Annotated in this window: 28 protein-coding genes; 18 read left to right on the top strand and 10 right to left on the bottom strand. The window is 57.4% G+C overall.

Annotated features, from left to right (window positions below):
* The first annotated feature begins 14 nt into the window (after positions 1-14).
* The 3 genes from LRS40_RS12450 to LRS40_RS12440 are packed head-to-tail and all read left to right on the top strand — an operon-like array spanning position 15 to position 4,784.
* On the top strand, positions 15-1,415 hold the full coding sequence (locus LRS40_RS12450) for a TolC family outer membrane protein (protein ID WP_142486792.1): 1,401 nt from the start codon (positions 15-17) through the stop codon (positions 1,413-1,415).
* Entirely contained in the window at positions 1,412-3,604 is a 2,193-nt protein-coding gene (locus LRS40_RS12445) for a type I secretion system permease/ATPase (protein WP_142486793.1), read from the top strand. The genes LRS40_RS12450 and LRS40_RS12445 overlap by 4 nt, the downstream gene beginning before the upstream one ends.
* A gap of 10 nt (positions 3,605-3,614) precedes the next feature.
* Positions 3,615-4,784 (top strand): HlyD family efflux transporter periplasmic adaptor subunit, encoded by a 1,170-nt coding sequence (locus LRS40_RS12440; protein ID WP_142490014.1) that lies wholly within the window; start codon positions 3,615-3,617, stop codon positions 4,782-4,784.
* A 301-nt stretch (positions 4,785-5,085) separates the two neighbouring features.
* Here LRS40_RS12440 and LRS40_RS12435 read toward each other — a convergent pair whose 3' ends face one another.
* The 7 genes from LRS40_RS12435 to LRS40_RS12405 all read right to left on the bottom strand — a co-directional run bounded on the left by LRS40_RS12435 (position 5,086) and on the right by LRS40_RS12405 (position 11,233).
* A complete protein-coding gene (locus LRS40_RS12435) occupies positions 5,086-5,358 on the bottom strand; it encodes a hypothetical protein (RefSeq protein ID WP_231313814.1) in 273 nt (90 codons plus the stop codon).
* A 522-nt stretch (positions 5,359-5,880) separates the two neighbouring features.
* On the bottom strand, positions 5,881-7,977 hold the full coding sequence (locus LRS40_RS12430) for a pyrroloquinoline quinone-dependent dehydrogenase (RefSeq protein WP_231313813.1): 2,097 nt from the start codon (positions 7,975-7,977) through the stop codon (positions 5,881-5,883).
* 10 nt (positions 7,978-7,987) lie between these two features.
* Positions 7,988-8,353 (bottom strand): hypothetical protein, encoded by a 366-nt coding sequence (locus LRS40_RS12425; RefSeq protein ID WP_231313812.1) that lies wholly within the window; start codon positions 8,351-8,353, stop codon positions 7,988-7,990.
* 184 nt (positions 8,354-8,537) lie between these two features.
* The gene (locus LRS40_RS12420) at positions 8,538-8,747 is read right to left on the bottom strand and encodes a hypothetical protein (RefSeq protein WP_142486797.1); all 210 of its coding nucleotides are present in this window, start codon (positions 8,745-8,747) and stop codon (positions 8,538-8,540) included.
* 131 nt (positions 8,748-8,878) lie between these two features.
* Positions 8,879-9,463 (bottom strand): hypothetical protein, encoded by a 585-nt coding sequence (locus tag LRS40_RS12415; protein ID WP_231313811.1) that lies wholly within the window; start codon positions 9,461-9,463, stop codon positions 8,879-8,881.
* A 21-nt stretch (positions 9,464-9,484) separates the two neighbouring features.
* The gene (locus LRS40_RS12410; RefSeq protein ID WP_231313810.1) at positions 9,485-10,273 is read right to left on the bottom strand and encodes a phosphotransferase family protein; all 789 of its coding nucleotides are present in this window, start codon (positions 10,271-10,273) and stop codon (positions 9,485-9,487) included.
* 12 nt (positions 10,274-10,285) lie between these two features.
* On the bottom strand, positions 10,286-11,233 hold the full coding sequence (locus LRS40_RS12405; protein ID WP_231313809.1) for a LysR family transcriptional regulator: 948 nt from the start codon (positions 11,231-11,233) through the stop codon (positions 10,286-10,288).
* A 100-nt stretch (positions 11,234-11,333) separates the two neighbouring features.
* On the opposite strand from LRS40_RS12405, the gene LRS40_RS12400 reads away from it, so the two are divergent.
* The 3 genes from LRS40_RS12400 to LRS40_RS12390 all read left to right on the top strand — a co-directional run bounded on the left by LRS40_RS12400 (position 11,334) and on the right by LRS40_RS12390 (position 13,079).
* Positions 11,334-11,768 (top strand): DMT family transporter, encoded by a 435-nt coding sequence (locus LRS40_RS12400; RefSeq protein ID WP_142486800.1) that lies wholly within the window; start codon positions 11,334-11,336, stop codon positions 11,766-11,768.
* A gap of 4 nt (positions 11,769-11,772) precedes the next feature.
* Positions 11,773-12,249, top strand: coding sequence for a DMT family transporter (locus LRS40_RS12395; protein WP_142486801.1), 477 nt, complete (start codon positions 11,773-11,775; stop codon positions 12,247-12,249).
* Between the two features lie 143 nt (positions 12,250-12,392).
* Positions 12,393-13,079: an RluA family pseudouridine synthase gene (locus LRS40_RS12390; protein ID WP_231313808.1), complete on the top strand. Its 687-nt coding sequence runs from the start codon at positions 12,393-12,395 to the stop codon at positions 13,077-13,079.
* A gap of 22 nt (positions 13,080-13,101) precedes the next feature.
* On the opposite strand, the gene LRS40_RS12385 is transcribed toward LRS40_RS12390, so the two are convergent.
* Positions 13,102-13,485 (bottom strand): VOC family protein, encoded by a 384-nt coding sequence (locus LRS40_RS12385; RefSeq protein WP_231313807.1) that lies wholly within the window; start codon positions 13,483-13,485, stop codon positions 13,102-13,104.
* A gap of 147 nt (positions 13,486-13,632) precedes the next feature.
* Here LRS40_RS12385 and LRS40_RS12380 point away from each other — a divergent pair, with 147 nt between their 5' ends.
* The 3 genes from LRS40_RS12380 (at position 13,633) to LRS40_RS12370 (ending at position 15,450) form a co-directional block, all read left to right on the top strand.
* Positions 13,633-14,526: a PhzF family phenazine biosynthesis protein gene (locus tag LRS40_RS12380; RefSeq protein ID WP_231313806.1), complete on the top strand. Its 894-nt coding sequence runs from the start codon at positions 13,633-13,635 to the stop codon at positions 14,524-14,526.
* Positions 14,527-14,738: 212 nt separating this feature from the next.
* Complete coding sequence (locus LRS40_RS12375; RefSeq protein ID WP_156264453.1) at positions 14,739-15,062, top strand: type II toxin-antitoxin system RelE/ParE family toxin; 324 nt, start codon at positions 14,739-14,741, stop codon at positions 15,060-15,062.
* A gap of 43 nt (positions 15,063-15,105) precedes the next feature.
* Complete coding sequence (locus LRS40_RS12370) at positions 15,106-15,450, top strand: HigA family addiction module antitoxin (RefSeq protein WP_142486806.1); 345 nt, start codon at positions 15,106-15,108, stop codon at positions 15,448-15,450.
* A 75-nt stretch (positions 15,451-15,525) separates the two neighbouring features.
* Here LRS40_RS12370 and LRS40_RS12365 read toward each other — a convergent pair whose 3' ends face one another.
* Positions 15,526-15,876, bottom strand: a complete 351-nt coding sequence (locus tag LRS40_RS12365) for a type II toxin-antitoxin system HicB family antitoxin (RefSeq protein WP_231313805.1) — start codon at positions 15,874-15,876, stop codon at positions 15,526-15,528.
* Positions 15,877-16,348: 472 nt separating this feature from the next.
* Between LRS40_RS12365 and LRS40_RS12360 the strand changes: the two genes are divergently transcribed.
* The 3 genes from LRS40_RS12360 to LRS40_RS12350 all read left to right on the top strand — a co-directional run bounded on the left by LRS40_RS12360 (position 16,349) and on the right by LRS40_RS12350 (position 17,665).
* Positions 16,349-16,786, top strand: a complete 438-nt coding sequence (locus tag LRS40_RS12360; RefSeq protein WP_231313804.1) for a hypothetical protein — start codon at positions 16,349-16,351, stop codon at positions 16,784-16,786.
* A 61-nt stretch (positions 16,787-16,847) separates the two neighbouring features.
* On the top strand, positions 16,848-17,411 hold the full coding sequence (locus LRS40_RS12355; RefSeq protein WP_231313803.1) for a hypothetical protein: 564 nt from the start codon (positions 16,848-16,850) through the stop codon (positions 17,409-17,411).
* Between the two features lie 80 nt (positions 17,412-17,491).
* A complete protein-coding gene (locus LRS40_RS12350) occupies positions 17,492-17,665 on the top strand; it encodes a hypothetical protein (protein WP_166183533.1) in 174 nt (57 codons plus the stop codon).
* A 64-nt stretch (positions 17,666-17,729) separates the two neighbouring features.
* Here LRS40_RS12350 and LRS40_RS12345 read toward each other — a convergent pair whose 3' ends face one another.
* Positions 17,730-18,248 carry a hypothetical protein gene (locus LRS40_RS12345; protein ID WP_231313802.1) on the bottom strand — a complete coding sequence of 173 codons (519 nt, stop codon included), beginning with the start codon at positions 18,246-18,248 and terminating at the stop codon, positions 17,730-17,732.
* Between the two features lie 585 nt (positions 18,249-18,833).
* Between LRS40_RS12345 and LRS40_RS12340 the strand changes: the two genes are divergently transcribed.
* The 6 genes from LRS40_RS12340 to cydB all read left to right on the top strand — a co-directional run bounded on the left by LRS40_RS12340 (position 18,834) and on the right by cydB (position 23,521).
* Entirely contained in the window at positions 18,834-19,019 is a 186-nt protein-coding gene (locus tag LRS40_RS12340; protein ID WP_103180815.1) for a general stress protein, read from the top strand.
* 92 nt (positions 19,020-19,111) lie between these two features.
* Entirely contained in the window at positions 19,112-19,606 is a 495-nt protein-coding gene (locus LRS40_RS12335) for a ferritin-like domain-containing protein (protein ID WP_106994953.1), read from the top strand.
* 31 nt (positions 19,607-19,637) lie between these two features.
* Positions 19,638-20,144: a ferritin-like domain-containing protein gene (locus LRS40_RS12330; protein WP_142486811.1), complete on the top strand. Its 507-nt coding sequence runs from the start codon at positions 19,638-19,640 to the stop codon at positions 20,142-20,144.
* A gap of 15 nt (positions 20,145-20,159) precedes the next feature.
* Positions 20,160-21,032, top strand: coding sequence for a manganese catalase family protein (locus LRS40_RS12325; RefSeq protein ID WP_231313801.1), 873 nt, complete (start codon positions 20,160-20,162; stop codon positions 21,030-21,032).
* Between the two features lie 75 nt (positions 21,033-21,107).
* Positions 21,108-22,511, top strand: a complete 1,404-nt coding sequence (locus tag LRS40_RS12320) for a cytochrome ubiquinol oxidase subunit I (protein ID WP_142486813.1) — start codon at positions 21,108-21,110, stop codon at positions 22,509-22,511.
* A complete protein-coding gene (cydB, locus tag LRS40_RS12315; protein ID WP_156264460.1) occupies positions 22,511-23,521 on the top strand; it encodes a cytochrome d ubiquinol oxidase subunit II in 1,011 nt (336 codons plus the stop codon). Before LRS40_RS12320 ends, cydB begins: the two co-directional genes overlap by 1 nt.
* Positions 23,522-24,168 lie beyond the last annotated feature (647 nt).

Below are 24,168 nucleotides of genomic sequence, written 5' to 3'. Positions count from 1 at the left end.
TTAGGGATAATGCCATGAACAAAGTACCTTGCTGGTGGCTGGGGTGCTGCCTGTTGTCCGGGCACGCCCTGGCGGCCGACTCGCCTGCGGTCATTAATTTTGGGCAATTAAGCGAAAACCAGGAGCTGCCCTCTCTGAATGGACGGGTCGCCCTGCCGACAAGCCAGGCCGCGCCCGGCACCTTAACCCTGGGCGATGCGGTGACACGCGCCGTTAACTGGCACCCCACCATTCGCGAAGCGGTGGGCAAACTCTACGAACAGATCCAGCAGGTCGACGTCGCCAAATCGAAGTACTACCCGCAGATCAGCGCCGGCATCAACAACGGCTACAGCAATAACTCCAGCGACACCGGTTTTACCCCCTCCGTGGTGCTCTCCCTCTCCCAGATGCTCTATGACTTCGGCAAGGTCGCCAGCCAGGTGCGGGCCGAAGACGCGGGCGTGGTCCAGCAGCAGGCCAACGTGTTGCTGAGCATTGATACCATCGCCCGGGATACCGCCACCGCGCTGGTGCAGGTGCAGATGTGGCAGCAGATGGTGGAGACCGCCGAAGAGCAGCTTGAGGCGCTGAGCAGCATCGGCACGCTGACGCGCCAGCGTAATGACGAAGGGGCCACCTCGCTCTCCGACGTGGTGCAGACCGACGCCCGTATCGAAGGGGCGCGCTCGCAGCTGATGCAGTATCAGGCGAATCTCGACAGCGCCCGCGCCACGCTGATGAGCAACCTCGGCTGGAGCAACCTCAACGCGGTCAGCAACGCCTTCCCGGCTAAACTGGCCCAAAGCTGCGACATCAAGGAGCCGGATGACCGGCTGGTGCCCGCGGTGCTTTCTTCCTGGGCACAGGCCAACGTGGCCCAGGCGAATCTCGACTACGCCAACGCCCAGATGACCCCCACCGTCTCGCTGGAGCCGGAGGTTCGCCACTACATAAACAATCGCTACCCCGGTCACGACACCCTGGATAAAACCCAGTACAACGTGTCGGTCAACGTCGAGATGCCCATCTACCAGGGCGGCGGCCTGAGCGCCCGGCGCAACGCCGCCAGCCACGCGGTGGAGGCGGCCCAGTCCAACGTGCAGCGCACCCGGCTGGATGTGCGGCAGAAACTGCTGGAGTCCAAAAGCCAGGTGATGAGCCTGATGAGCACCCTGCAAATTCAGTCCCGCCAGGAGACCCTCAGCCAGCGCACCCGCGAACTCTATCAGCAGCAGTATCTGGATCTCGGCTCCCGCCCGCTGCTGGACGTGCTGAACGCCGAGCAGGAGGTCTTCCAGACTCGCTTTACCCAGTGGCAAACCGCCGGACAGCTGCATCAGTTGCAGATCAACTGCCTGTATAACACCGGGCGGATGCGCAACGCCTTCGACCTTGAAAACCACACCATTCAGTCAGTGGAGATCCAGCCATGACGCGAGACGATATCCTTCACGAGGAGCCACTGACGCAGGAGGCGCTGGAGCACTGGGCGCAGGCGTTTGGCTATGTCGCCACCCGCTACCGGGTGGCCTGCTCCCCGGGCGCGCTGGTGGCCGGTGCCCCCTGGCTGCAGGGGAAAAGCAAAACCCCGGCCCTCACCGGGCTGGCCCGCGAGGCAGGGCTCTCCTTTCGGCTGCTGAGCAACGGCGAAGAGTCCATCAACAGCTGGCGTCTGCCGGTGGTGGTGGAGCTGAACGACGGCAAGATCGGGGTGATTGAACATTTCGACGGCGAAGACATGCTCGACGTCTGCTTCTTTGACGGCAAGGCGCAGACCAACCGCATCTCGCTGGCGAAGCTGCTGCCGGCCATTCATCAGGTGGTGGCCCTGCGCCCGCTGGCGGCGTTGAAAGACAGCCGCGTGGATGCCTATATCTCAAAGTACCGCCCGGACTGGCTCTACCGCCTGGTGATGCGCGACCTGCGCCCCTACACCTACGTGATGCTGGCGGCGCTGTTCATCAACCTGCTGTCGCTGGCCGGAATTTTGTTCTCGATGCAGGTCTATGACCGGGTGATCCCGGCTCAGTCCTACCCTACCCTGTACGTGCTGACCATCGGGGTGCTGATCGCCACCCTGTTCGGCTTTATCCTGCGTCTCGCCCGCAGCCACATTATGGACCTGCTGGGAAAACGCGCTGACCTGCGCGTATCGGACCGGGTGTTCGGCCATGCCCTGCGCCTGCGCAACAGCGCGGTGCCCCGCTCTACCGGCAGCTTTATCTCCCAGCTGCGCGAGCTGGAGCAGATCCGCGAGATGGTGACCTCCTCGACCATCTCAACCATTGTCGACCTGCCCTTCTTCTTCCTCTTTGTGGGGGTACTGGCGATCATCGCCCCGTCGCTGGCGTGGATCGCCCCGGTGGCGGCGGTGCTGATGGTCCTCCCGGGCCTGCTGCTGCAGAAAAAGCTGGCGGCGCTGGCAAAGCAGGCGGCTCATGAATCGACCCTGCGCAACGCCGTGCTGGTGGAGAGCGTGCAGGGGCTGGAGGACATCAAGCTGATGCAGGCGGAGAACCGCTTCCTGCAACAGTGGAACAGCTACGTTCAGATCACCGCCGAGTCGGGCCTGAAGACCCGCGAGCTGACCCAGGGCCTCATCAGCTGGGGGATGACCATTCAGAGCCTGGTCTACACCGCGGTGATTGTGGTGGGCGCCCCGATGGTGATCGAAGGCGAGATGACCACCGGTGCGGTGGTGGCCGCCTCGATGCTGGCCTCGCGGATGATCGCCCCGATGGCAACCCTGTGCGGTGTGCTGGCCCGCTGGCAGCAGGTCAAGGCCGCCAAAGAGGGGCTGGACAACATCATGCAGCTGCCGACCGAGAACCAGCGTGAAGAGACGCCGATCCGCCAGGACGTGCTGCGCGGCCACTACCTGTTCGATCAGGCGCAGTTTGCCTACGCGGGCGACGCGCAAAACCCGGCCCTGCGCATCAACCGGCTGGAGATCAAACCCGGCGAGCACGTGGCGATCCTCGGCCGTAACGGCGCGGGCAAATCGACCCTGCTGCAGGCGATGGTGGGCGGTATGGATCTGGTCGGCGGCGAGCTGCGGCTCGACAACCTCAGCCTGCCCCATCTCGACATGGCGGACGTGCGCCGCAACGTCGGCCTGATGAGCCAGAACGCGCGGCTGTTTTACGGCACCCTGCGCGAAAACATCACCCTCGGGATGCCGCGCGCCACCGACGAAGAGATTTTTGCCGTGCTGGAGATGTGCGGGGCGGCCACCTTTGTGCAGAAGCTGGCGAAGGGACTGGACCATCCGATCATGGAGAACGGCGTTGGGCTCTCCGGCGGCCAGCGCCAGTCGATTTTGCTGGCACGTATGTTCCTGCGCGATCCCAACGTCGTCCTGCTGGACGAACCTACCGCCTCGCTGGATGAGCATACCGAACGCGAGTTTATCCAGCGCCTGAGCCAGTGGCTGGGCAACCGGACCCTGATCGTCGCCACCCACCGGGTGCCGATGCTGGAGCTGGTGGAGCGCGTGGTGGTGCTGAAAGAGGGAATGCTGGTGATGGATGCGCCGAAAGCCCAGGCGCTGAGCAACAGCCGGATGCAGCAGCAACAGCAGGCGAATGGCCGGGAGTGGAAAAATGAAAATCAATCAGCATGATGCCGCCGCGATGGACGACCTGGATAACGCCCTCGGCTCCGAGAGCGGCTATACCGGGGCCAGAAGCATTGTGATCTTCAGCCTGCTGCTGTTTGTCGTCGCCGGGGTGTGGGCGTGGTACAGCATTCTCGATGAGGTCTCCACCGGCACCGGGAAGGTGATCCCCAGCTCCCGCGAGCAGGTGTTACAGTCCCTCGACGGCGGGATCCTCGCCGAGCTGAAGGTTCACGAGGGGGATCAGGTGCAGGCCGGCCAGGTGCTGGCGCGCCTCGACCCGACCCGCTCCGAATCCAACGTTGGTGAAAGCGCCGCCCGCTACCGGGCGTCGCTGGCCTCCAGCGCCCGTCTGCATGCGGAGGTGAACGATCTGCCGCTTACTTTCCCACCCGAGCTGGCGAAATGGACCGACCTGATCGCCGCCGAAACCCGGCTCTACAACTCCCGCCGCCAGCAGCTGGAAGACTCGCGCCGCGAGCTGCGCCAGGCGCTGGAGCTGGTTAACGCGGAACTCGCCATCACCCAGCGACTGGTGAAAACCGGCGCCGCCAGCCACGTCGAAGCTCTGCGCCTGCAGCGTCAGAAGAGCGACCTGGAGCTGAAACTCACCGACCTGCGCTCGCAGTATTACGTCCAGGCCCGGGAGGCGCTGTCCAAATCCAATGCCGAAGTGGATATGGTCTCGGCGGTGCTGAAGGGGCGTGAGGACTCGGTCACCCGCCTGACGGTAACCTCTCCGGTGCGCGGCATCGTGAAGAACATCAAGGTGACCACCATCGGCGGCGTGATCCCGCCGAACGGCGAGATGATGGAGATTGTGCCGGTGGACGACCACCTGCTGATTGAGACTCGCCTGTCGCCGCGCGATATCGCCTTTATCCACCCCGGCCAGAAGGCGCTGGTGAAGATCACCGCCTACGACTACGCCATTTACGGCGGGCTGGACGGCGTGGTGGAGACCATTTCGCCGGACACCATCCAGGATGAGGCCAAACCGGAAGTGTTCTACTACCGGGTGTTTATCCGCACCAGCCAGGATTACCTGGTCAACAAAGCGGGCAGGCACTTCTCCATCGTGCCGGGGATGATTGCCACGGTGGATATCAAGACCGGAGAGAAATCGGTGATGGATTATATGATTAAGCCGTTCAACCGGGCGAAAGAGGCGCTGAGGGAAAGATAGTGTTTACCCTCTCCTTTTGGGAGAGGGCTGGTGTGAACGGGAAGTATTGCCGGGTGGCGGCTGCGCCTCACCCGGCCTGAAACAACACAGTCCAACGCTCCACGGTATCAGCTATGTGCGCCAGGATGGATCTGCGTGCTCAATCAGTCGCGTAAGCGCTTTGAAAACATCCTGTCCTGCGCCAAATCGAGGGTCGAACTGTAGCGAATCCTGGGTGCATTTGCGCTGGATAGCTTCAGGTAAGTAGAGAGGAAAGAATTAATGGGTTTGCCGCAGGAGATAGAATGCAGGGTCATACTTATTAGCGGATAAACTTATCCCGATAATAGCGGCGAGCAACATAAACCGCGATATTCCCGTATATGAAGCCGCCCAACCCGCCTGATATTATCAGGCCCGGCGTACCATAATAAGAAGAGCCTGCCCCCACGCACAGACCACAGATCAGCAGTCCACACCATGTTTGCCAGTGACGAAAAATGAGTTTATACGCGCTTCGCCAGCGCTTGCCGCGCTCCTGAAACGTAAGATGTGAAAGTTCAGGAATGCTTTTTAACGTCCAGTAGATTTTCATCCGCGCCTCCATGTCGAGGAAAGCATTGAGTCTTGCTTAATCCGCTATCAGGCTCATGCATATTCTATGAATCAAAAAAAGGACGCCATCCGGTGAAGTAGCGTCCCTGAGCGTCCAGGATATAAAGGCTAACCTTCATATTTATCCTTTCATAGTATCTATCGTTGTTCACCTGCCAAATATGGTACCGAAGCGCTGATATTCTGCGGTGAAGCGTTCAGAGCCAAAGCGACGCGGCAAATCGGGTCGTTAACCTTTGATGAGTTTCGGGGTTGCACGGTCGATGCCCTCGCCCACCGGGGCGTGGGATCCCCGGTAAGCTGTTCACCAGCCTGCATCCCTGCAGGCTATGCCCTCCCGGCGCGTCCCTGCGCTTCGCCCCGGCCTTCCGAAAACGCTTTGGCGAGGTTCAGCCGAACCAGGGCGCCGCTGTAGGCCATTTATTATCATTGAGTTATTCCATTGCGTTAAAAGCAATAAAATTACCGGGGATAATTCAGCCCTTGGGGTATGTGAACGGCATTATTCAGGCAATGCGTACACCACCACCTGATCGCCCACCTGGTCCTTCAGGATAGTATTCCCGCCTGCGACGAACGCCACATACTGACGGCCTTTGTACTCATAGACCGACGGGTTCGCTACCGCAGGGGCTTCAACCTGATCGGCCCACAGCTCTTCACCGCTCTCCACCGAGTAGGCGCGCACTTTGGCATCCATCGAGGCACCGATAAAGATCACGCCCCCCGCCGTCACCGCCGGGCCGCCAATGGTGGGTGAACCCCAGCTTTCCGGCATAAAGAAGCCATACTGCTGCGATGCGCCAACAGGACGACGCCACTTCACATCACCGGTATGCATATCCAGCGCCACGATTTCACCAAACGGCGGCTTCCAGCACGGCATACCCAGCCAGTTATTCGCCACCATCAGGCGCAGACCATAAGGTGCCCCTTCCTGAGGCGCAAAACCGCTCTCATTCCCGGCGCTTTTATCCGCTTTATCGTAATCTTCACGGCTGTAGAGCTTCACGTACTGCACGATATGAGAGGTGTTAACGATCGCAATCTGCTTGTGTGGATCGAACGCCACCCCGCCCCACTGCACGCCGCCGGCGCTGTCCGGATAGGTGAGCGTGCCTTCGCCTTTGGTGACAGGCGGCGTGTACATGCCGTCATAGGTGAGATTGTCCCACAGGCGAGTACACTGCCCGGCACCGACGACATCCGCCAGCTTCCAGATCTCTGGTTTTTTCGACTGATCGAGCAGCGGCGCAGGTTTCGTCGGGAAAGGTTGCGTTGGCGAGAGAACTTCGCCCTGCACCGAACCATCGCCCTGCGGTACCGGACGCTCTTCGATAGGCCAGACGTCTTCGCCCGTCAGACGGTTAACCACAAACAAAAAGCCCTGCTTGGTGGCCTGAATCAGCGCCGGGATCTGCTTACCGTTTACGGTGATATCCATCAGCGTCGGCGCAGAGTTGATATCGTAATCCCACACGTCGTGGTGCACCCACTGACGAGACCAGACGACTTTACCGGTGTTGATGTCCAGCGCGGTGGTAGAGGTGCCGAGTGGAATAGGATCGACGCGGTTGCCACCCCAGTAGTTGGGGGACGGAGATGAAACCGGGAGATAGACCAGGCCGTTGGCCTCATCGGCGGACATGTGCGTCCAGACGTTGGCCGTCCCGGTACGTTGGCGGATCTCAGCCGGGATCGCATCAAAGGTCCATTCGCGCTCGCCGGTGCGGGCATTGATGGAAAATACGCTGCCCGGAGGCGCTTCGGCATAGGCCCAGTCTTTACCGGCCCAGCCCACAATCAGATGGTCGCCCACGACGGTCGGCGGCTGCAGGATAGATAGCGGGTACTTGGCATTAACCGTGTTCCACTGATTGATGTCCAGCACGCCATTGTCCGCAAAGCTGCTGCACGGCTTGCCGGAATCGGCATCCAGCGCGAAGAGCTTGCCGTCAACGGTGCCCATATAAACCATCTTCTGACACGCCTCTCCGGCGACCGGATTTTTTGCCTGCCAGTAAGAGACGCCGCGGTTTTTCAGCACCGGCTGGGTCAGCGCCTTGCGTGACGATTTGGTGTCATAGTGCCACTTCTCTTTACCCGTGCCCGGATCCAGCGCAATCAGGCGATCGAAAGGGGTACCGATGTAGAGCGTCTCATTTGCGAAGATGGGCGTGGCGGACCAGACGGTAGCCGGGGTGTCGCCTTTACCATCCGAGACGTCGCCGGTATGGAACTCCCAGACTTTTGTTAATTTACCGACGTTATCCGCCGTAATCTGCGTCAGCGGACTGTATTTCTGCGCGTTAAGCTGCCCATGGAAACTGTCCCAGGTGGCCGCAGAGGGCACCAGCGGGGACGCAGGTTGCTTGACCGACGCGGCTTTCTCTCCGCCTTCCTGACCGGTGGATGCCTCGTCAGTGGTTTTTGTGGTGCCCGGCGCCTGCTGATCGGCCGCGTCCACATTAAGCTCTTCCTGAGTCCCCTGAGAGGCTTCAGCGGCTTTATCCTGCGCCTGCAGCGAGAGTGGAGTAACCAGCAGCGCCAGCGCTGTCATGCTGACCTTAAAGACGGAATAGTGTTTATCGTTATGCACGGGTGGCTCCTCAGGCTCTGACGCGGGGATTGTGACGAACGGAATTGCTGCTCAGCATAATCAGACCAATCAGGCCGACCACCATAGCTGCCGTAATGATGTACTGGTGCAGCAGCGCGGCTGCAAAACCAATCCCAAACAAGAACACGAGGGTGACAATAATCAGGAAAATGCGCCCGCCGCGACGGGATGCGGCACGCAAAATAAAGCTCAGTATTGCCAGAAATACGCAGGCGATGGCCACGCCCAGCGCACCAATAGTGCCGGTGACGCCTGTAAGCGGTGTCAGCCAGGCATATAACGCCACCGCGAAGCCAATGACCGCGGCCAGCAACAGCAATATGCTGCCGACGCGGGAGGGTTGAGAGTGCAACATACCAGGAAGTCCCCTTATAAAATAAACAAGTCACTCAAACGGCGTTTTCATGGGCAGTTGCAGCTATTTTCATTCTCGTACACGCTAAAAAAACAGCGCAGTATGAAGAACAGCGGCATATTCCACTAAACGTATCAGAGTATAGAAGATGATTTATTTAAGGGGGTTGAACCGTCTGCCGTGTTTAACTTTTTGCCCGCAGCAAATTTTCAGACACGCGTCGATTCGCCTGTTTGAACGCCTCAGCGTTATGGCCGAGGGACTTCAGCTGTCCCCGGCTCTCTTCTAACGCCGTTTCAAGTTTATCCACTTCATTGGAGAGACGGGAAACCATAATGAAGAGTATCGCGACCCCTGTAACGACAGGAACAATTAACCACCATGACACAAACATGTGCGTAACCCTGGAAGATAATGAACGTAGTTACAGTCTTATTAGCTCCATGAGTAAAAACAATAATAACAATTGATGAGTTTTGTAGGCCGGGCAAGGCGTAGCCGCCACCCGGCGTTGTCGCACAAGCGCTACGTACCCGAAACCTTCGGGAAAATCTCCAGATATTTCTCCGAGCCATAAAACGGGATCACCAGAAACGCCATGCCCGCCGTTCCGCTGGCTAACTGCACCGCCATATCGCCGCTGCGGGTAATAAACAGCGTCCGATCCTGCCAGCGGCAACCGACGCTCATATCCGGGGTGCAATTTTTAAACTTCGTTAACAGCACGCCCTCTTTGCTCAGGAAGAAGTACCGGCTTTCGGCATCGGACGGTTTTGCCGCCGACTCATCCAGCAGCGCGTAGGTCTCCTCCCGCAGCGTTCTGTTTTGCGCATCCAGCGATTTCACCTGCAGCGATCTGCCAGGATAGTTGAAGCGTAACTCCACCATCGCCGCGTTGTCGGCTCTGACATACAGAGTCTCGGCCAGATCGTTTGCGCCGTAGTATTTTCCCCCGCCCGGCTGAAGCGGTTTCGTCATAAAGCGGTACACCGTGTGGCTGCGAATATCCTGGCGGTTCGGATACTCCGCATTAAATTGCGCTTTCTGCGGCGAACTGACGACGCAGCCGGTGAGTAACAGCAGACAGAACAGGACAGACAGTTGACGCATTACTATTCCCCATGCAGGTATTCAGAGTATGTTGACGGTGCGCGCTAACCAGCCAGGAAGATGCTCTCTGTACCAGCTGAGGTAGGCCTGAAAATCGCTTTTCTGCCGCGCATGCAGCAGTAAAACCACCTCCGTCACAATCCAGGCTTTCGCTATGGCGATCTCCTTGGCGAAGTCACGAACGCCGGGATAACAGGCAATAAGACTATAACGATCGGCCAGCGTATTGAATGCCTGAAGGGTGCCCATTCCCTTAATCAGGGGGGCGAGGTCGATAGCCGGACTTCCCGTGCCAAACCGTTCCCAGTCAAAAAGCACCCACTCGCCGTTATCTCTTCGGCCCCAGTTACCCGCATTACTGTCGCCGGAAATTAAACCCGGATGCTGAAACAGCGCCTCGCTGTGCTGATGAAAACGGCGCATCTGCTGTGCAGCCCTTTCTGGTAAAACCAACAGCGCGAGGGAGGCCTCAAGCGCGGCGGCTGACCAGCCGTGGGGATGATAAGTCCATGAAGGATCCGGCGGATGATCGTGCAGACGGGCCAGCATCAACAGCACCTCATCGCCTGCTACAGCGTCCTGCTCCACCGGGTGGGGAATATATTCCAGCCTTATTTTGCGCCGGGAGGCATCAGCGAACAGCAGCGCAGGAGAAGCGATACCCGCATGGCGGAGTCGCGGCGCAGCGGAGTGATAAAACGCAAACTCCACCTCACTGACGGGATATTTCTCGATGACCCGACGCTCCACTTCATCGCCGATCAGCGTGACGTTCGCCGCACCCATTCTGGATAAATTCTGTTCAGACATGCTTGATTCCTGTTATGCCCCCTTCGCCCCAGACTGCCAGTAAAGCGGCGACCCAAACACTTCCACGTAGTAATCAATGACCGCCCGCACGTTCAGCGGCGGGTGGCGCGTATGGGGGTAGATCGCCGCAATGTTGAGGGGCTCGGTATTAATGGAGGTCTCGTGGTCCGGCAGCAGCTTCACCAGCTCACCGCTGTGGAACCGGTCGCCAATCAGCCAGTCCGGAAACAGCACAATCCCCATCCCGCCCAGCGCCGCAATAAGCAGGGTTTCGGCGTTATTGGAGGACATCAGCGGCGTAACGGGATAGTGGATCCACGCCTCGCCGGGCTGACGCAGCAGCCAGCGGTTGGGGCCGGACGAGCCGCGGTAGACCAGGCATTTATGCCCCATAATGTCGTCCGGCGTTTTCGGCGTGCCGTATTTGCGCAGGTACGCCGGAGCGGCGGCGAGGTGATAAAACTGCTGGCCCAGCACCCGGGCGTGAAAAGAGGAGTCGGTCAGCGCGCCGATGCGAAAGATCACGTCGGCGGCATCCCGGTGAGGATCGATATAATCATCGGTCAACGTCAGCTCGATGCTGAGCCGGGGATAGCGTTCCGTCAGGCCGGGAAGGCCGGGGGCGATGTGCCGCTGGCCGAAAAAGACCGGGGTGTTGATGCGGATAATGCCAGAAGGCTCCCGCTTGCGTTCGTCCAGCTCCCGGCGCGCCTCGTCAAGATTGCCGAGCATCTGGCGGGCAAAACGAATAAACAGATGGCCGCTCTCGGTCGGGATAATCGCCCGCGTATTGCGGTAGAACAGCTGCTGGCCGAGCGCATCTTCCAGCTGATGAATAACGCGGGAAACCTGCGACGCCGAAATCCCCTCCCGACGCGCCACCACCGAAAAATTCTGTGTTTCATAGACCGCAATAAAGATCTGCAGCCAGCGAATATTGATGTTTGCGGCATCGTACATTAATGCATTTCCTGCACAGGTGTTTATTGCATTATGGCATTTTTCTCACGGATAAACAGGCGTACGCTTCCCGGCCTCAACAACGGAGAGACGGCGTGGTATGCAACTTATATTGATTTTATTCACGATCGCGGGCGGCATGGGGCTGTCCGTCGAGGCAGGACTGCTGGGGCCGCTCGGCGGCGAGGTGGGCGATCTGTGGGCAACGTTCAGCGTGTTTGGCGTCGGTGCCGCCCTGACGTTTTTGCTGATGCTGTTTTTCAGCCCGCGCAACAGTCCGTCGTTTTTCGCCCAGCCCTCATGGCAGCTGCTGGGCGGGGTGCTCGGCCCGGTGTACGTCATCATTCTGACCATCGCCACGCCGGCAATCGGCATCGCCATGACCATGATTGGCATCCTGGCGGGCCAGGTCTTTAAAAGCCTGATCATCGATCACTACGGCCTGCTGGGCACGCCACACCGCAAAATTGACAGTAAACGCATCATCGCGCTGGGGTTCATCATCGCCGCGCTGGTTCTGGTTGCACAGGGGTAACAGTATGACATTTATCATGATTATTCTGGCGGTTATCGGCGGTGCGACGCTGAGCATTCAGGCCGCCATCAACGGCCAGCTGGGCAGCAAAGTAGGCGTCTTTAAAAGTGCGTTCCTGACCTTTTCCGTCGGCGCGCTGATCACCGCCCTGCTGATCTTCTTCTTTGAACCGAAACAGGCCGTGACCCTGCTGGACGTGCCCAAATGGCAGCTGCTGGGGGCGATGTTCGGCGTGCCGTACATCGTGATCATGGTGCTGGCCGTGCAGCGTATCGGTACGGCGGTCGCTACCGTGGCGGTGATTTTCGGTCAGCTAACCATGAGCATGCTGATCGACAATTTCGGCTGGCTGGGTAATGCGGCGATTCCGTTTTCGATGAGCCGTCTGGGGGCCATCGTCTGTCTGGGGATCGCGTTGTTCTTTATCTACTCCAGCAGCCGAACGCCGGAAACGAAAGAAGAACCTGCGCAGGCAACATAATGCCCGGCGGCGCTGCGCTTGCACGGGCCTACGAGGGTGTTGTAGGTCGGGTAAGCGTAGCGCCACCCGGCAAATAGAGCCGATTCGCCAGCCCGCGGCAAATTGGTTATTATCCTCGCCTCTTTTATCCGCCGGTCAGCCTGATGTCTGCCATTATCGATACCTTTATTGCCCCGCCGTGCCACGACCCGATAGAGACGCTGTGGCAGGACGATCATCTGGTGCTGATCAATAAACCCAGCGGGCTACTGAGCCTGTCGGGGAAGAATCCGCAAAATCTCGATTCCGTGCATTACCGGCTGGTGCAGACTTTTCCCGGCTGCACCCTGGTGCATCGCCTGGATTTTGGTACCTCCGGGCTGATGGTGATTGCCCGTAACAAGGCGATCAATGCCGCCCTCTGCCAGCAGTTCAGCCAGCGCAGCGTGACCAAGATCTACACCGCCCTGCTCTGCGGCCATCTGGCCGATGACGAAGGGGTGATAGATGCGCCCATTGCGAAAGATCCGGCTCTGTTTCCGCTGATGTCGATTTGCGCTATCAACGGCAAACCTGCCCGCTCCCGCTATCGTGTGGTGGAGCGTTTTTATCACGAAGGGACGGTGCCGGTGACGCGGGTTGAACTCACCCCGGAGACCGGGCGCACCCACCAGCTGCGCATTCACTGCCAGCAGCTGGGCCACCCGATCCTGGGCTGCGATCTGTATGGCGGGCTCCTGCCGCCCGGCACCGAACGGACGCCACGGCTGATGCTGCACGCCAGCGAGCTGCATTTTGCCCATCCCGTCAGCGGGGAGCCGATCGTCGCCCGCCATGCCAGCCCGTTCTGAAGGTGATAAGCCCTGCGTCAAATCACCATGCCCGGTTCTGCAAAACGACCCGGTAGCCATCGTGATCCACGAACGTCCGTCCGTTAACGTCCCAGTAGGGGTTAAAGGAATCCACGCCAGTAAAACCTGCGTCGATCATCCGGGCGCAGGCCTGCTCCCACTCCGCTTTATCGGGATAATAGAGAACGAACAGGTCCTCTTCGGTATGGGAGGGCTGGACGGGATGATGGTGACACACCGTAAACTCGAGGTGCCAGGACAACGCTTCCTTGCCTGCCATAATCCCGATGAATCCCTGATGATCCTGGAAGTCAGCAATCTTTTGCAGGCCCAGTCCCTGGCTGTACATCTGAAACGATCGTTCGGGGTCGGTAACGGGTCTGGCAATTCGCATATGGGTGAACATCCGGCGCTCTCCTGTGGAAGGTTCGTCAATGCGCCTTAGTCTATCTGCCCTGACGTTTTTCATTTTCCCGTGAGTGTCTTTGTTAATTTGCACGCTAAGGAAGTACCATCCATGGATTGCTTTTAATCACTTCATTCAGGACAGTAAATGAAAAGACGTTATGTTGTGGCTGATGTTTTTACTGATACCCCCTTTCTGGGCAATCCCGTCGCCGTGGTTTTAGATGCAGAGGATCTGAGCACCGAGCAGATGCAGCGGATTGCCGTTGAGTTTGGCTACAGTGAAACGACCTTTGTGCTTCCGCCGGACGATGCTGCCCATACGGCGCGGGTGCGGATTTTTACCCCCTCGCGTGAAATTCCGTTCGCGGGCCATCCCAACGTCGGCACCGCTTACGTGCTGGCAACCTATGCGGAGATGAATGACACGCCTCTGCCTGAGACGCTGCTGCTCGAGGAAATTGCAGGTCTGGTTCCCGTCAGGCTGTTAAAAGACAACGGCACGGTGACTGGTGCCGAACTGGTCACGCCGGAAGCCTTATCCTGTCGCTCGGAAGTCAGCCCGGAACAGGTCGCCGCCTGCCTGTCCCTGACCGCAGAGGATATCCGCACCGAGGTGCATAACCCGCTTGTCGCCTCGGTTGGCCTGCCGTTTCTGGTGGTGGAACTCGCCTCCCGGGACGCGCTTCGCCGCTGCGTGCCGAATTTGCAGGGGTTCCGCGCGGTGCTGCCGCTGGATGGCGCGGTCTCTGTGTATGCCTATACCCTTGATAAAGATGCCGGTGAACAGGGCGATCTCCAGGCGCGGATGTTGACCCCGCGCATGACGGAAGATCCGGCCACCGGCAGCGCCACCGCCGCGGTGACCGCCCTGCTGGCGCTGCATCGGGATAAAACCACGCTGTCGCTACAGGTGAGCCAGGGCGTTGATATGGGCCGGGCCAGTGTACTTTATTCAGGGTATGACGCCTCGTCAGGAAAACCCGTTGTTCGGGTGGGCGGCAGCTGTGTCATTACCATGGAAGGGGCGTTTACGCTTTAACGCTGCAACATCGCCGGGTGGCGGCTACGCCTTACCCGGCCTACGCACTTCCCCTTTTCTGAAGACGCCTCGCAAACCTTACATTCTCCCCAGCGCTACGCTTCCCCACGCTAAAACTCCAGGTTAATTTGCCATTACAGAACATGTAAATAAACGCACTTGCGCACAGTGCATAAGTGCATTAAACTGACCTACGTTCACCAGGATGGAGAATGACCACACCACTTACGTTAAGGAGCATCTCTGACTTTCGCGATACCTGGCTTGAGGACTTTTTTCTATATGGACGTCCACATGGAAAAATCCCGGCAGAGATAGCGTCAGCTCTGATGCGAAAACTCGACATCATCAACGCAGCGACCTCGTATCGGGATCTGCGTAGCCCACCCGGCAACAAGCTTGAAGCGTTGAGCTCGCCGCTTCTGGGTTGTTATTCGATACGCGTGAACAGGCAATACCGACTGATTTTCATCTGGTCAGGCGGTAAGGCGAAAGGGATTTATCTTGATCCTCATACCTACAATGCTCACCGATGAGCGATGCGTATGGGGACATCCGCTAAACAAGGCAGGTCATAAAATGGCATTCACAAACAGCACCCGTAAACCGACCACACCCGGCGATATTCTGCTTCACGAGTTTCTTGAGCCGCTGCATTTAAAAATTGCCGATCTGGCCGAGATGCTTAACGTGCACAGAAACAGCGTCAGCGCGCTGGTCAATAACAACCGAAAACTGACCACGGACATGGCCGTACGGCTAGCCCGGGCTTTTGATACCACCATTGAGTTTTGGCTGAACTTGCAGCTGAACGTGGATATCTGGGAAATTCAGCACGACGAGCGCATGCAGGCAGAACATCAGCAGATCATTACTGCGGCGGAGATGGTTGAGAGGAAGAAAGCGCAGCAGTCTGTAGCGTAATTCTAAGACAGCATAAACTTATGAATGCGGGCCCTGTATTGGCCCGCAATGGAATACTCGTTTTTTCGGCCGCGGTTAGACCAACGCCAGTTCCCGCTCTAACACTTCAACGATTAACTGGTTTTTAGAGATTGAATGCTGTTTAGCAACTGCCGTCAGGCGGGCACCCAGGCGTCCAGATACCCGAACAGTCAGCCGTTCCTGTTGTTCTTCACGAAACGGCTGAATACCTTCTTCACGACAATCCTGTAAATATTCTGCCAAAGAGATTTCTCCCTCTTTATGCAGACCGGCGATACTGTCCGCGACAAAATCACAGTAACCAGAGACATTCAGGAACTTACCGCGAAACGCACCGATTTCAGCTTCAAAGGTGATGATGGCCGGTTGCCCCTGAATCATCATGATGTTGCTGATATATACCATTTTCCTCTCCTGTGAAGTGTATCGACCCTAATTATCTCTGATCCTTACAGAGACGAAGTGTGACAAGAGCACCGCGAACAACAAACCAGGATAATGACGTGCAACATCATTGTTGCGCTCCTTCTTCCCGCTGAACTGCAACAATTCATCGCATTCACATCTTTTCCTGAAGACGCCTCGCAGGAATGAAATCTGCCTTATCTCCCTTCTTTAACAGTGGCTATTTGCGGCGTAGGGTGTCGGTACGTCAGCAACATCTGGCGTCGGGATTGGCATCCCGGTTAAACTTAATGGTGAGCGGGGCTGTAACGCACCGCGCGTCTGGCAACACTTCTATGGTGGGCTGGACGGGGGCGTCGTTAGACGCGCCGGTATCCATTAAGGCCGGTAATGCCAACTCCGTTCAGTTCTGCCACCCGTGAAATTGGCATTTCCGGGTGGCGGTAAATAAACCACTTAATGGAACATAAATATGGCTACTATCAACCCGCTCATTACCGCCCCCTTCGACCACAATACCGACTTCACCGAACTGGCCGATAACTGCGAACGCTTCTGCGAAGCGATGCTGTACGAAGAGGATCCGACAATGAAAATCGCCCTGTGCGGCCGCCTCGCCGCCTGCCTGGCGCTGCTGAAACCGACGCTGCATGAGCCCATTCCCCGGGATCTTGAGGCGTATCTCACCGTTGATTCCCTGCCCCTGCATCAGCCGGAGTTTGCCCCGGAATCCGATGCGCTGTGCGGTTATTGTGAAGCGATCGCCCGGCTGTTAATCAGCAATACGCTGGCACCGGATACCGCCCGCACCATGAGCGATCTACTGGCAGAGTTAACCGGCTATTTTGCCGAGCGCCTGAAGGCGCCACGCTGGCTGACAACCGATGCGGGAGTGGAGTGGATTAACTAATGTGAATGTTTCCCCTCACGATAGCGTGAGGGGAAGATGACAGCTAAGGATGGCTGATGACATGAGCAATTTATCGCTCCAGGAAATACATGAACACTGCCTTCATACTACTCAAAAAATCATTCAGAGCTTCGGTTGGGATAGCATCATCGTAGGTTCGTTAAGCGAGGAAGACAAAACTTACCTTTGGAATGAGAACGATAACGCGGTTCTTAACTGGCGCTGGGCAATAGAGCATTATCGTGGAAATGCCAACGATAACGGTATCTTAGATATCAGACTAAAAAGTACGAAGGGATATGATTATGCTGTCCTGCATGCAGCAATAATTTGCAAATATGATGCTCGCAGGAAGGAGTTCGCCATTTGCATGCTGGAAAATCTGAGAGCTCACAAAAAGAGTGCGCTTACAGGTAACGTCTTTATTATTGCTCTGATCTATTCGACAACATTTTGCAGCATGATGGAACTTGATGATGTGGTGATACATGACCCCCTGGAGGAGATGAAACCACGCTATCGATCGTATGGATTCTCACAAGTGTTTTACGCCCCCAACAAAATGTCCTCTGCAGTCGCTGATATTCAGACAACGATTCGACGCAAAGTGATGGGTATCCACTGAGATAAAAATCGACTGTTTGTCAGGCAAACGCGACCGCTGTAAACTCTGATGAAATGGTTAAAAACCAACCGGGAGACGTTATGATCAAGCAAAACAAAAAAATCGATTCTGTTAAAGCGACTGCTGCTGCCAAACGCGCCGCAGACTTCTGGGCAACTATTGACGGCAACAAACTTGCACAAGTGGGCCAGCGGGAAAAAGAGATGGACCTCGTTGGGCCAACAAAGAAAGCTGAACTCGTTAACGTCGGCTAACGGAGTATCCCACTACGCGGCACGTTCATCCCAGCCCTCTTCCTCCAGGGAGAGGGGATCCCTCTCACCCCACTTCCCGCATCTCCGCCGCCAGATACACCCGCACATAGCGCACAAACTTGCCGACAAACACCCCGGCGAACAGCCCTCCGGTGATGATGGCGAACGCACTCACTCCAGGGCGCAGCAGCACGTCGGGCGCGATGGCGCTCATCACCCCCAGCACATACTTCACCGCAAAGGCGAGCATCATAAAAGGCAGGGCCGAATAATCCGCCTCACGATAGATGCTGCGCGGGGCGGCGGCGCGGGCCACCGCCGTGCGTTTGATCAGGATGTAGCCCATTGCCGCGCCGCTGAGTAATCCCACCAGCCACAGGGAGCCGGTCGCCAGCGTCAGCTTGCGGAAAACCAGCAGATCGTAGATATCCCAGAGCAGAAAAATAGCCGGGATGATGGCCAGCTTCTCCAGCGCCACGGTCGCGGGCCTGCGCGCCTTGATGCCCCGGCTTATCAGAAACAGCAGGATGAGATAGACCCAGAAGGGAGTGTGGATCAGGACACCCGAAACGAAATCAATCATATGGCTCACCGTTGCAGCTAGCAGGATGACACCGCGTCACCGCTCCGGCTCAGTATTGACCAACGTACCCGATTCACCATCATACTTTATCAGGGTATTTAATCCTGCCCTTCGTTTACTCTTTATGAAGTAGCATTTTCCATGAATCACTGTAATCCATGCATAATATACTCAACCGCTTCGCTAGATTATTTTTTAGTCACTCTTCCGCGCTGCGAATAATATAGGAAATCAATTAAGACTAATCCCACGTATTTTTATTTTTTATGCGCTATGCATCGCTTACCCTAATTGTAAACTTCAGTAAAGAGCCCCGCCACGCCTGGCATCGCGCGTTTCAACGAGACAGAGAAAAACGCGTTAAGCCGTTATCCCGGAAGGTCGTTTGATAACATCACCTTGAAGGAAAATATTCTAAAAACAAGCGAACCGATATTTCCTCCAACTCATCAGATGGACTGGAAATTATTCCAAAATTCTCGTTTGACTCTTCAAAAATAGCGGCTAAATTTAATTCTGAACGACAACGGATACGAATGAAAACGTATCTTACTGACATAAACGATGTATATGAGGAAACATAATATGGCAGAGCAACGTGGTGGTTCAGGTAATTTCGCACAGGATCGTGAAAAGGCTTCTGAAGCAGGGAAAAAAGGTGGACAGCAAAGCGGCGGTAATTTCAAAAATGATCCGCAGCGCGCTTCTGAAGCAGGCAAAAAGGGGGGTCAGCATAGCCATGGTGGCGGACGTAAATCTGACAACTCTTAATTCATCTCATTATTAAAGCCTGTTATTCACTTTAATCGGTACTCTGCGGGTCCGCGGGCTCGCAGAATTTTTATGTCACTGGAGAAAAGCGTATGAATATGAAAAGCATAGAAGATGTGTTTATTCACTTGCTATCTGACACCTACAGTGCAGAAAAACAGCTAACCCGTGCGCTGGCAAAGTTGTCCCGCGAAGCCTCCAGCCCGGATCTGAGCGCTGCGTTTAAAGCGCACCTGGAAGAGACCCACGGCCAGATTGAGCGTATCGATCAGATCGTGGAGAAAACGCCCAATATTAAACTGAAAAGAATGAAGTGCGTGGCAATGGAAGGCTTAATTGAAGAAGCCAATGAAGTCCTTGAAAGCACAGAAAAAAATGAAGTACGCGATGCAGCCTTGATCGCGGCGGCGCAAAAAGTCGAGCACTACGAAATTGCCAGCTATGGCACGCTCGCCACCCTGGCCGAGCAATTAGGCTATACCCAGGCGGTGAAATTATTAGCCGAGACGCTGGAAGAAGAGAAATCCACCGATCTTAAACTCACCGATTTGGCCGTCGGTAATATTAATCAGAAAGCGGAAAAGTAAGCCTGAATTAACCGAACCCGAGGAAGAAAATATGAATCACGTAGAACACTACCATGACTGGCTACGCGATGCTCACGCCATGGAAAAGCAAGCCGAATCAATGCTCGAATCAATGGCCAGCCGCATCGATAATTACCCTGATGTACGCGCCCGAATTGAACAGCATATTTCTGAAACCAAGCACCAGATTACCCTGCTGGAAGAGATCCTCGATCGTAACGATATTTCCCGCTCGGTTTTAAAAGACTCCATGAGCAAAATGATGGCGTTCGGCCAATCGATGGGTGGCATGGCCGCGTCGGATGAGATCGTGAAAGGCTCGATTAGCGGCTACGTTTTCGAGCAGTTCGAAATCGCCTGCTACACCTCCCTGCTGGCTGCGGCGAAAAAAGCCGGAGACGTGGCTTCGATCCCTGCCATCGAATCTATCCTCGCGGAAGAGCAGCGCATGGCCGACTGGCTTATCCAGCATATCCCGGATACCACGGAACAATTCCTCCTGCGCTCTGACGCCGAAGGCGTTGAAGCGAAAAAATAACCCAGGAGTGAGCCTATGTTTCGACACGTAAAACAGTTGCAATACACCGTTCGCGTCGCTGAGCCAAATCCCGGCCTCGCGAACCTGCTGCTCGAGCAGTTCGGCGGCCCTCAGGGCGAGCTGGCTGCCGCCTGCCGTTACTTCACTCAGGGTCTGGGGGATGACGATGCAGGTCGCAGAGAGATGCTGATGGATATCGCTACCGAAGAGCTGAGCCACCTTGAAATCATCGGGACGCTGGTCGGTATGCTGAATAAAGGTGCTAAAGGCGAGCTGGCAGAAGGCACCGAACAGGAAGCGGAGCTCTATCGCTCCCTGACGGCCAACGGTAACGACAGCCATATCACCTCCCTGCTGTACGGGGGTGGGCCACCGCTGACCAACTCCGGCGGCGTGCCCTGGACCGCGGCCTATATCGACACCATTGGCGAACCCACCGCTGACCTGCGCTCGAATATCGCAGCGGAAGCGCGCGCCAAGATCATCTATGAACGCCTAATCAACGTCACTGACGATGTCGGGGTAAAAGATGCCCTCGCGTTCCTGATGACCCGTGAAGCGGCGCACCAGCTCTCGTTTGAGAAGGCGCTGCAGTCGATTCGCAATAATTTCCCACCGGGGAAACTGCCGCCTATCGAACAATATTCAACCACCTACTACAATATGTCTGCGGGTGACGATCTTCGCGGTAGCTGGAACAGCGACGAAAACTTCGAGTACGTTGCCGATCCGCAACCTGCCGTTGACGGTGGCGACGGGAGCGCTCAGGTCTCGCTTTCGAAAGAGCAGGCCGCTCTGTTGAAAGCGATGGCATCGCGCACCGAGTCGGATCCGAAGGCCAATCCGTTGACTGGCGCGGAGCTGGGGGCCGGTAAGAAAAAACCGTAACCCCGCGCCGAGGTAAATGCTGTACCACGATGCCCCGTTTCTTACGGGGCATTTCGCTGACAGGGGTAGAGTACGATGTTCGAACTCGATGCATTCCATCTCGCCAGGCTTCAGTTCGCCTTCACAGTGTCGTTTCACATTATCTTCCCGGCCTTAACCATCGGCCTCGCCAGCTATCTGGTGGTGCTCGAGGGCATGTGGCTGAAGACGAAGAATGACGTCTGGCGCTCGCTGTATCACTTCTGGTTAAAAATCTTCGCCGTTAACTTCGGCATGGGCGTGGTCTCCGGTCTGGTGATGGCCTACCAGTTCGGCACCAACTGGAGCGGCTTTTCCCAGTTTGCCGGGAGCATCACCGGCCCGCTGCTCACCTATGAAGTGTTAACCGCCTTCTTCCTCGAAGCGGGTTTCCTCGGCGTGATGCTGTTTGGCTGGAACAAGGTCGGGCCCGGCCTGCACTTTTTTGCCACCTGCATGGTGGCGCTCGGCACCCTGATGTCCACCTTCTGGATCCTCGCTTCCAACAGCTGGATGCACACCCCCCAGGGCTTCAGCATCGAGAACGGCCAGGTGATCCCCGAGGACTGGTTCGCCATTATCTTTAACCCCTCCTTCCCCTACCGCCTGATTCATATGTCCATCGCCGCCTTCCTGAGTAGCGCCCTGTTTGTGGGCGCATCGGGAGCCTGGCATCTGCTGCGCGGTAACGACAGCCCGGCGGTGCGCAAAATGTTCTCGATGGCGCTGTGGATGGCGCTGCTGGTCGCACCGATTCAGGCCTTTGTCGGGGATATGCACGGCCTGAACACCCTGGAACATCAGCCGGCGAAAATTGCCGCCATTGAAGGCCACTGGGAAAATCCCCCCGGTGAAGCCACGCCGCTGCTGCTGTTTGGCGTACCGGATATGGAAGAGGAACGCACCAAATACGGGCTGGAGATCCCGGCGCTCGGTAGCCTGATCCTTACCCACAGCCTGGATAAGCAGGTTCCGGCGCTGAAAGATTTTCCGAAAGATGAGCGACCCAACTCGCTGATCGTCTTCTGGTCGTTCCGCGTGATGGTGGGCCTCGGGCTGCTGATGATCCTGATGGGCGTTATCAGCCTGTGGCTGCGCCACCGACACCGCCTGTACCACTCCCGTCCGTTCCACTGGTTCGCCCTGAGCATGGGCCCCGCCGGTCTGGTGGCGATCCTCGCGGGCTGGATCACTACCGAGGTGGGCCGCCAGCCGTGGGTGGTATATGGCTATCTGCGCACCATTGACGCGGTGTCGCTGCACAGCACCCTGCAGATGAGCATCAGCCTGCTGGCGTTTATCGTTGTCTACTGCTCGGTGTTTGGCGTGGGGTATGTCTATCTGGTGCGGTTGATTAAGAAGGGACCGCAGCCGACCGACAATCTCTCGTTGAATACCGACGGCAGGCCCGCGCGTCCGCTCTCAGCGGCTGAACCGGTACCGGAAGAGGAGAAACCATAATGGGCGTCGATATCTCAGTGATCTGGTTTGCCATCATCGTCTTCGCCACCCTGATGTACATCATTATGGATGGTTTCGATTTAGGTATCGGGATGCTCTTCTACTTTGAGCGTGACCCGCAGGCGCGGGACGTGATGGTCAACAGCGTCGCCCCGGTGTGGGACGGGAACGAAACCTGGCTGGTACTGGGAGGCGCGGGGCTGTTCGGCGCCTTCCCGCTGGCCTATGCGGTCATTATCGACGCCCTGACGATCCCGCTGACCGCCATGCTGATCGGCCTGATCTTCCGCGGCGTGGCCTTTGAGTTTCGCTTCAAAGCCACGCCGTCCCACCGCGCCTTCTGGGACTACTCCTTCGCCGGCGGTTCGCTGCTGGCGACCTTCAGCCAGGGCATTGTGGTGGGAGCGATGATTAACGGTTTCGACGTGGAGGGCCGTCGCTTTGCCGGTTCCGCGCTGGACTGGCTGACGCCTTTCAACCTCTTCTGCGGTCTGGGGCTGATGGTGGCTTATACCCTGCTGGGCACTACCTGGCTTATCATGAAAAGTGAAGGGGCGTTACAGCGTCATATGCGGGAACTGACCCGCCATGTGCTGCTGGCGCTGCTGGGGGTCGTGGCGGTGGTCAGCATCTGGACGCCCCTCGGCTGGCAGTATGTTTCCGAACGCTGGTTCTCGTTGCCTAACTTCTTTTACTTCATGCCGGTGCCGCTGCTGGTGGCGGTATTTGGGATCTGGATCTGGCGGCTCACCCGCAACCCGCACAGCCACGCCCGGCCTTTCCTTCTCACCCTAGGGCTGATTTTCCTTGGTTTTAGCGGGCTGGGTATCAGCCTGTGGCCCAACATTATCCCGCCACGCATCACCATCTGGGACGCGGCCGCCCCGCCTTCCAGCCAGCTGTTTATGCTGGTGGGCACGCTGCTGATCATCCCGCTGATCCTGGTCTACACCGCCTGGAGCTATTACGTGTTCCGCGGCAAGGTGACGGATACCGAGGGTTACCACTAAGCTGCAACATCGCCGGGTGGCGGCTACGCCTTACCCGGCCTACCACACCCGCACCATGCACGAGCCGTGGGCCCGGCAAGCACAGCGCCGCCGGGCGTTGCCGCATAAGGCCCGGTGCGCGATAAAAAGCCGGGTGGCGGCTACGCCGCATGCACGAGCCGTAGGCCCGGCAAGCACAGCGCCGCCGGGCGTTGTCGCATAAGGCCCGGTGCGCAATAAAAAGCCGGGTGGCGGCTACGCCTTACCCGGCCTACCACACCCGCACCATGCACGAGCCGTAGGCCCGGCAAGCACAGCGCCGCCGGGCGTTGTCGCATAAGGCCCGGTGCGCAATAAAAAGCCGGGTGGCGGCTATGCCTGACCCGGCCTACCACACCCGCAGCATACACGATCCGTAGGCCCGGCAAGCGCAGCGCCGCCGGGCGTTACCGCATAAGGCCCGGTGCGCAATAAAAAGCCGGGTGGCGGCTACGCCTTACCCGGCCTTCAACCCCCGCAGCATGCACGAGCCGTAGGCCCGGCAAGCACAGCGCCGCCGGGCGTTGCCGTATAAGGCCCGGTGCGCAGTAAAAAAGCCGGGTGGCGGCTACGCCTTACCCGGCCTACCACACCCGCAGCATGCACCATCCGTAGGCCCGGCAAGCGCA

The organism is Leclercia sp. G3L (assembly GCF_021117075.1).
Lineage (GTDB): Bacteria > Pseudomonadota > Gammaproteobacteria > Enterobacterales > Enterobacteriaceae > Enterobacter > Enterobacter adecarboxylatus_C.
This window is presented reverse-complemented; position numbering and strand designations above follow the sequence as displayed.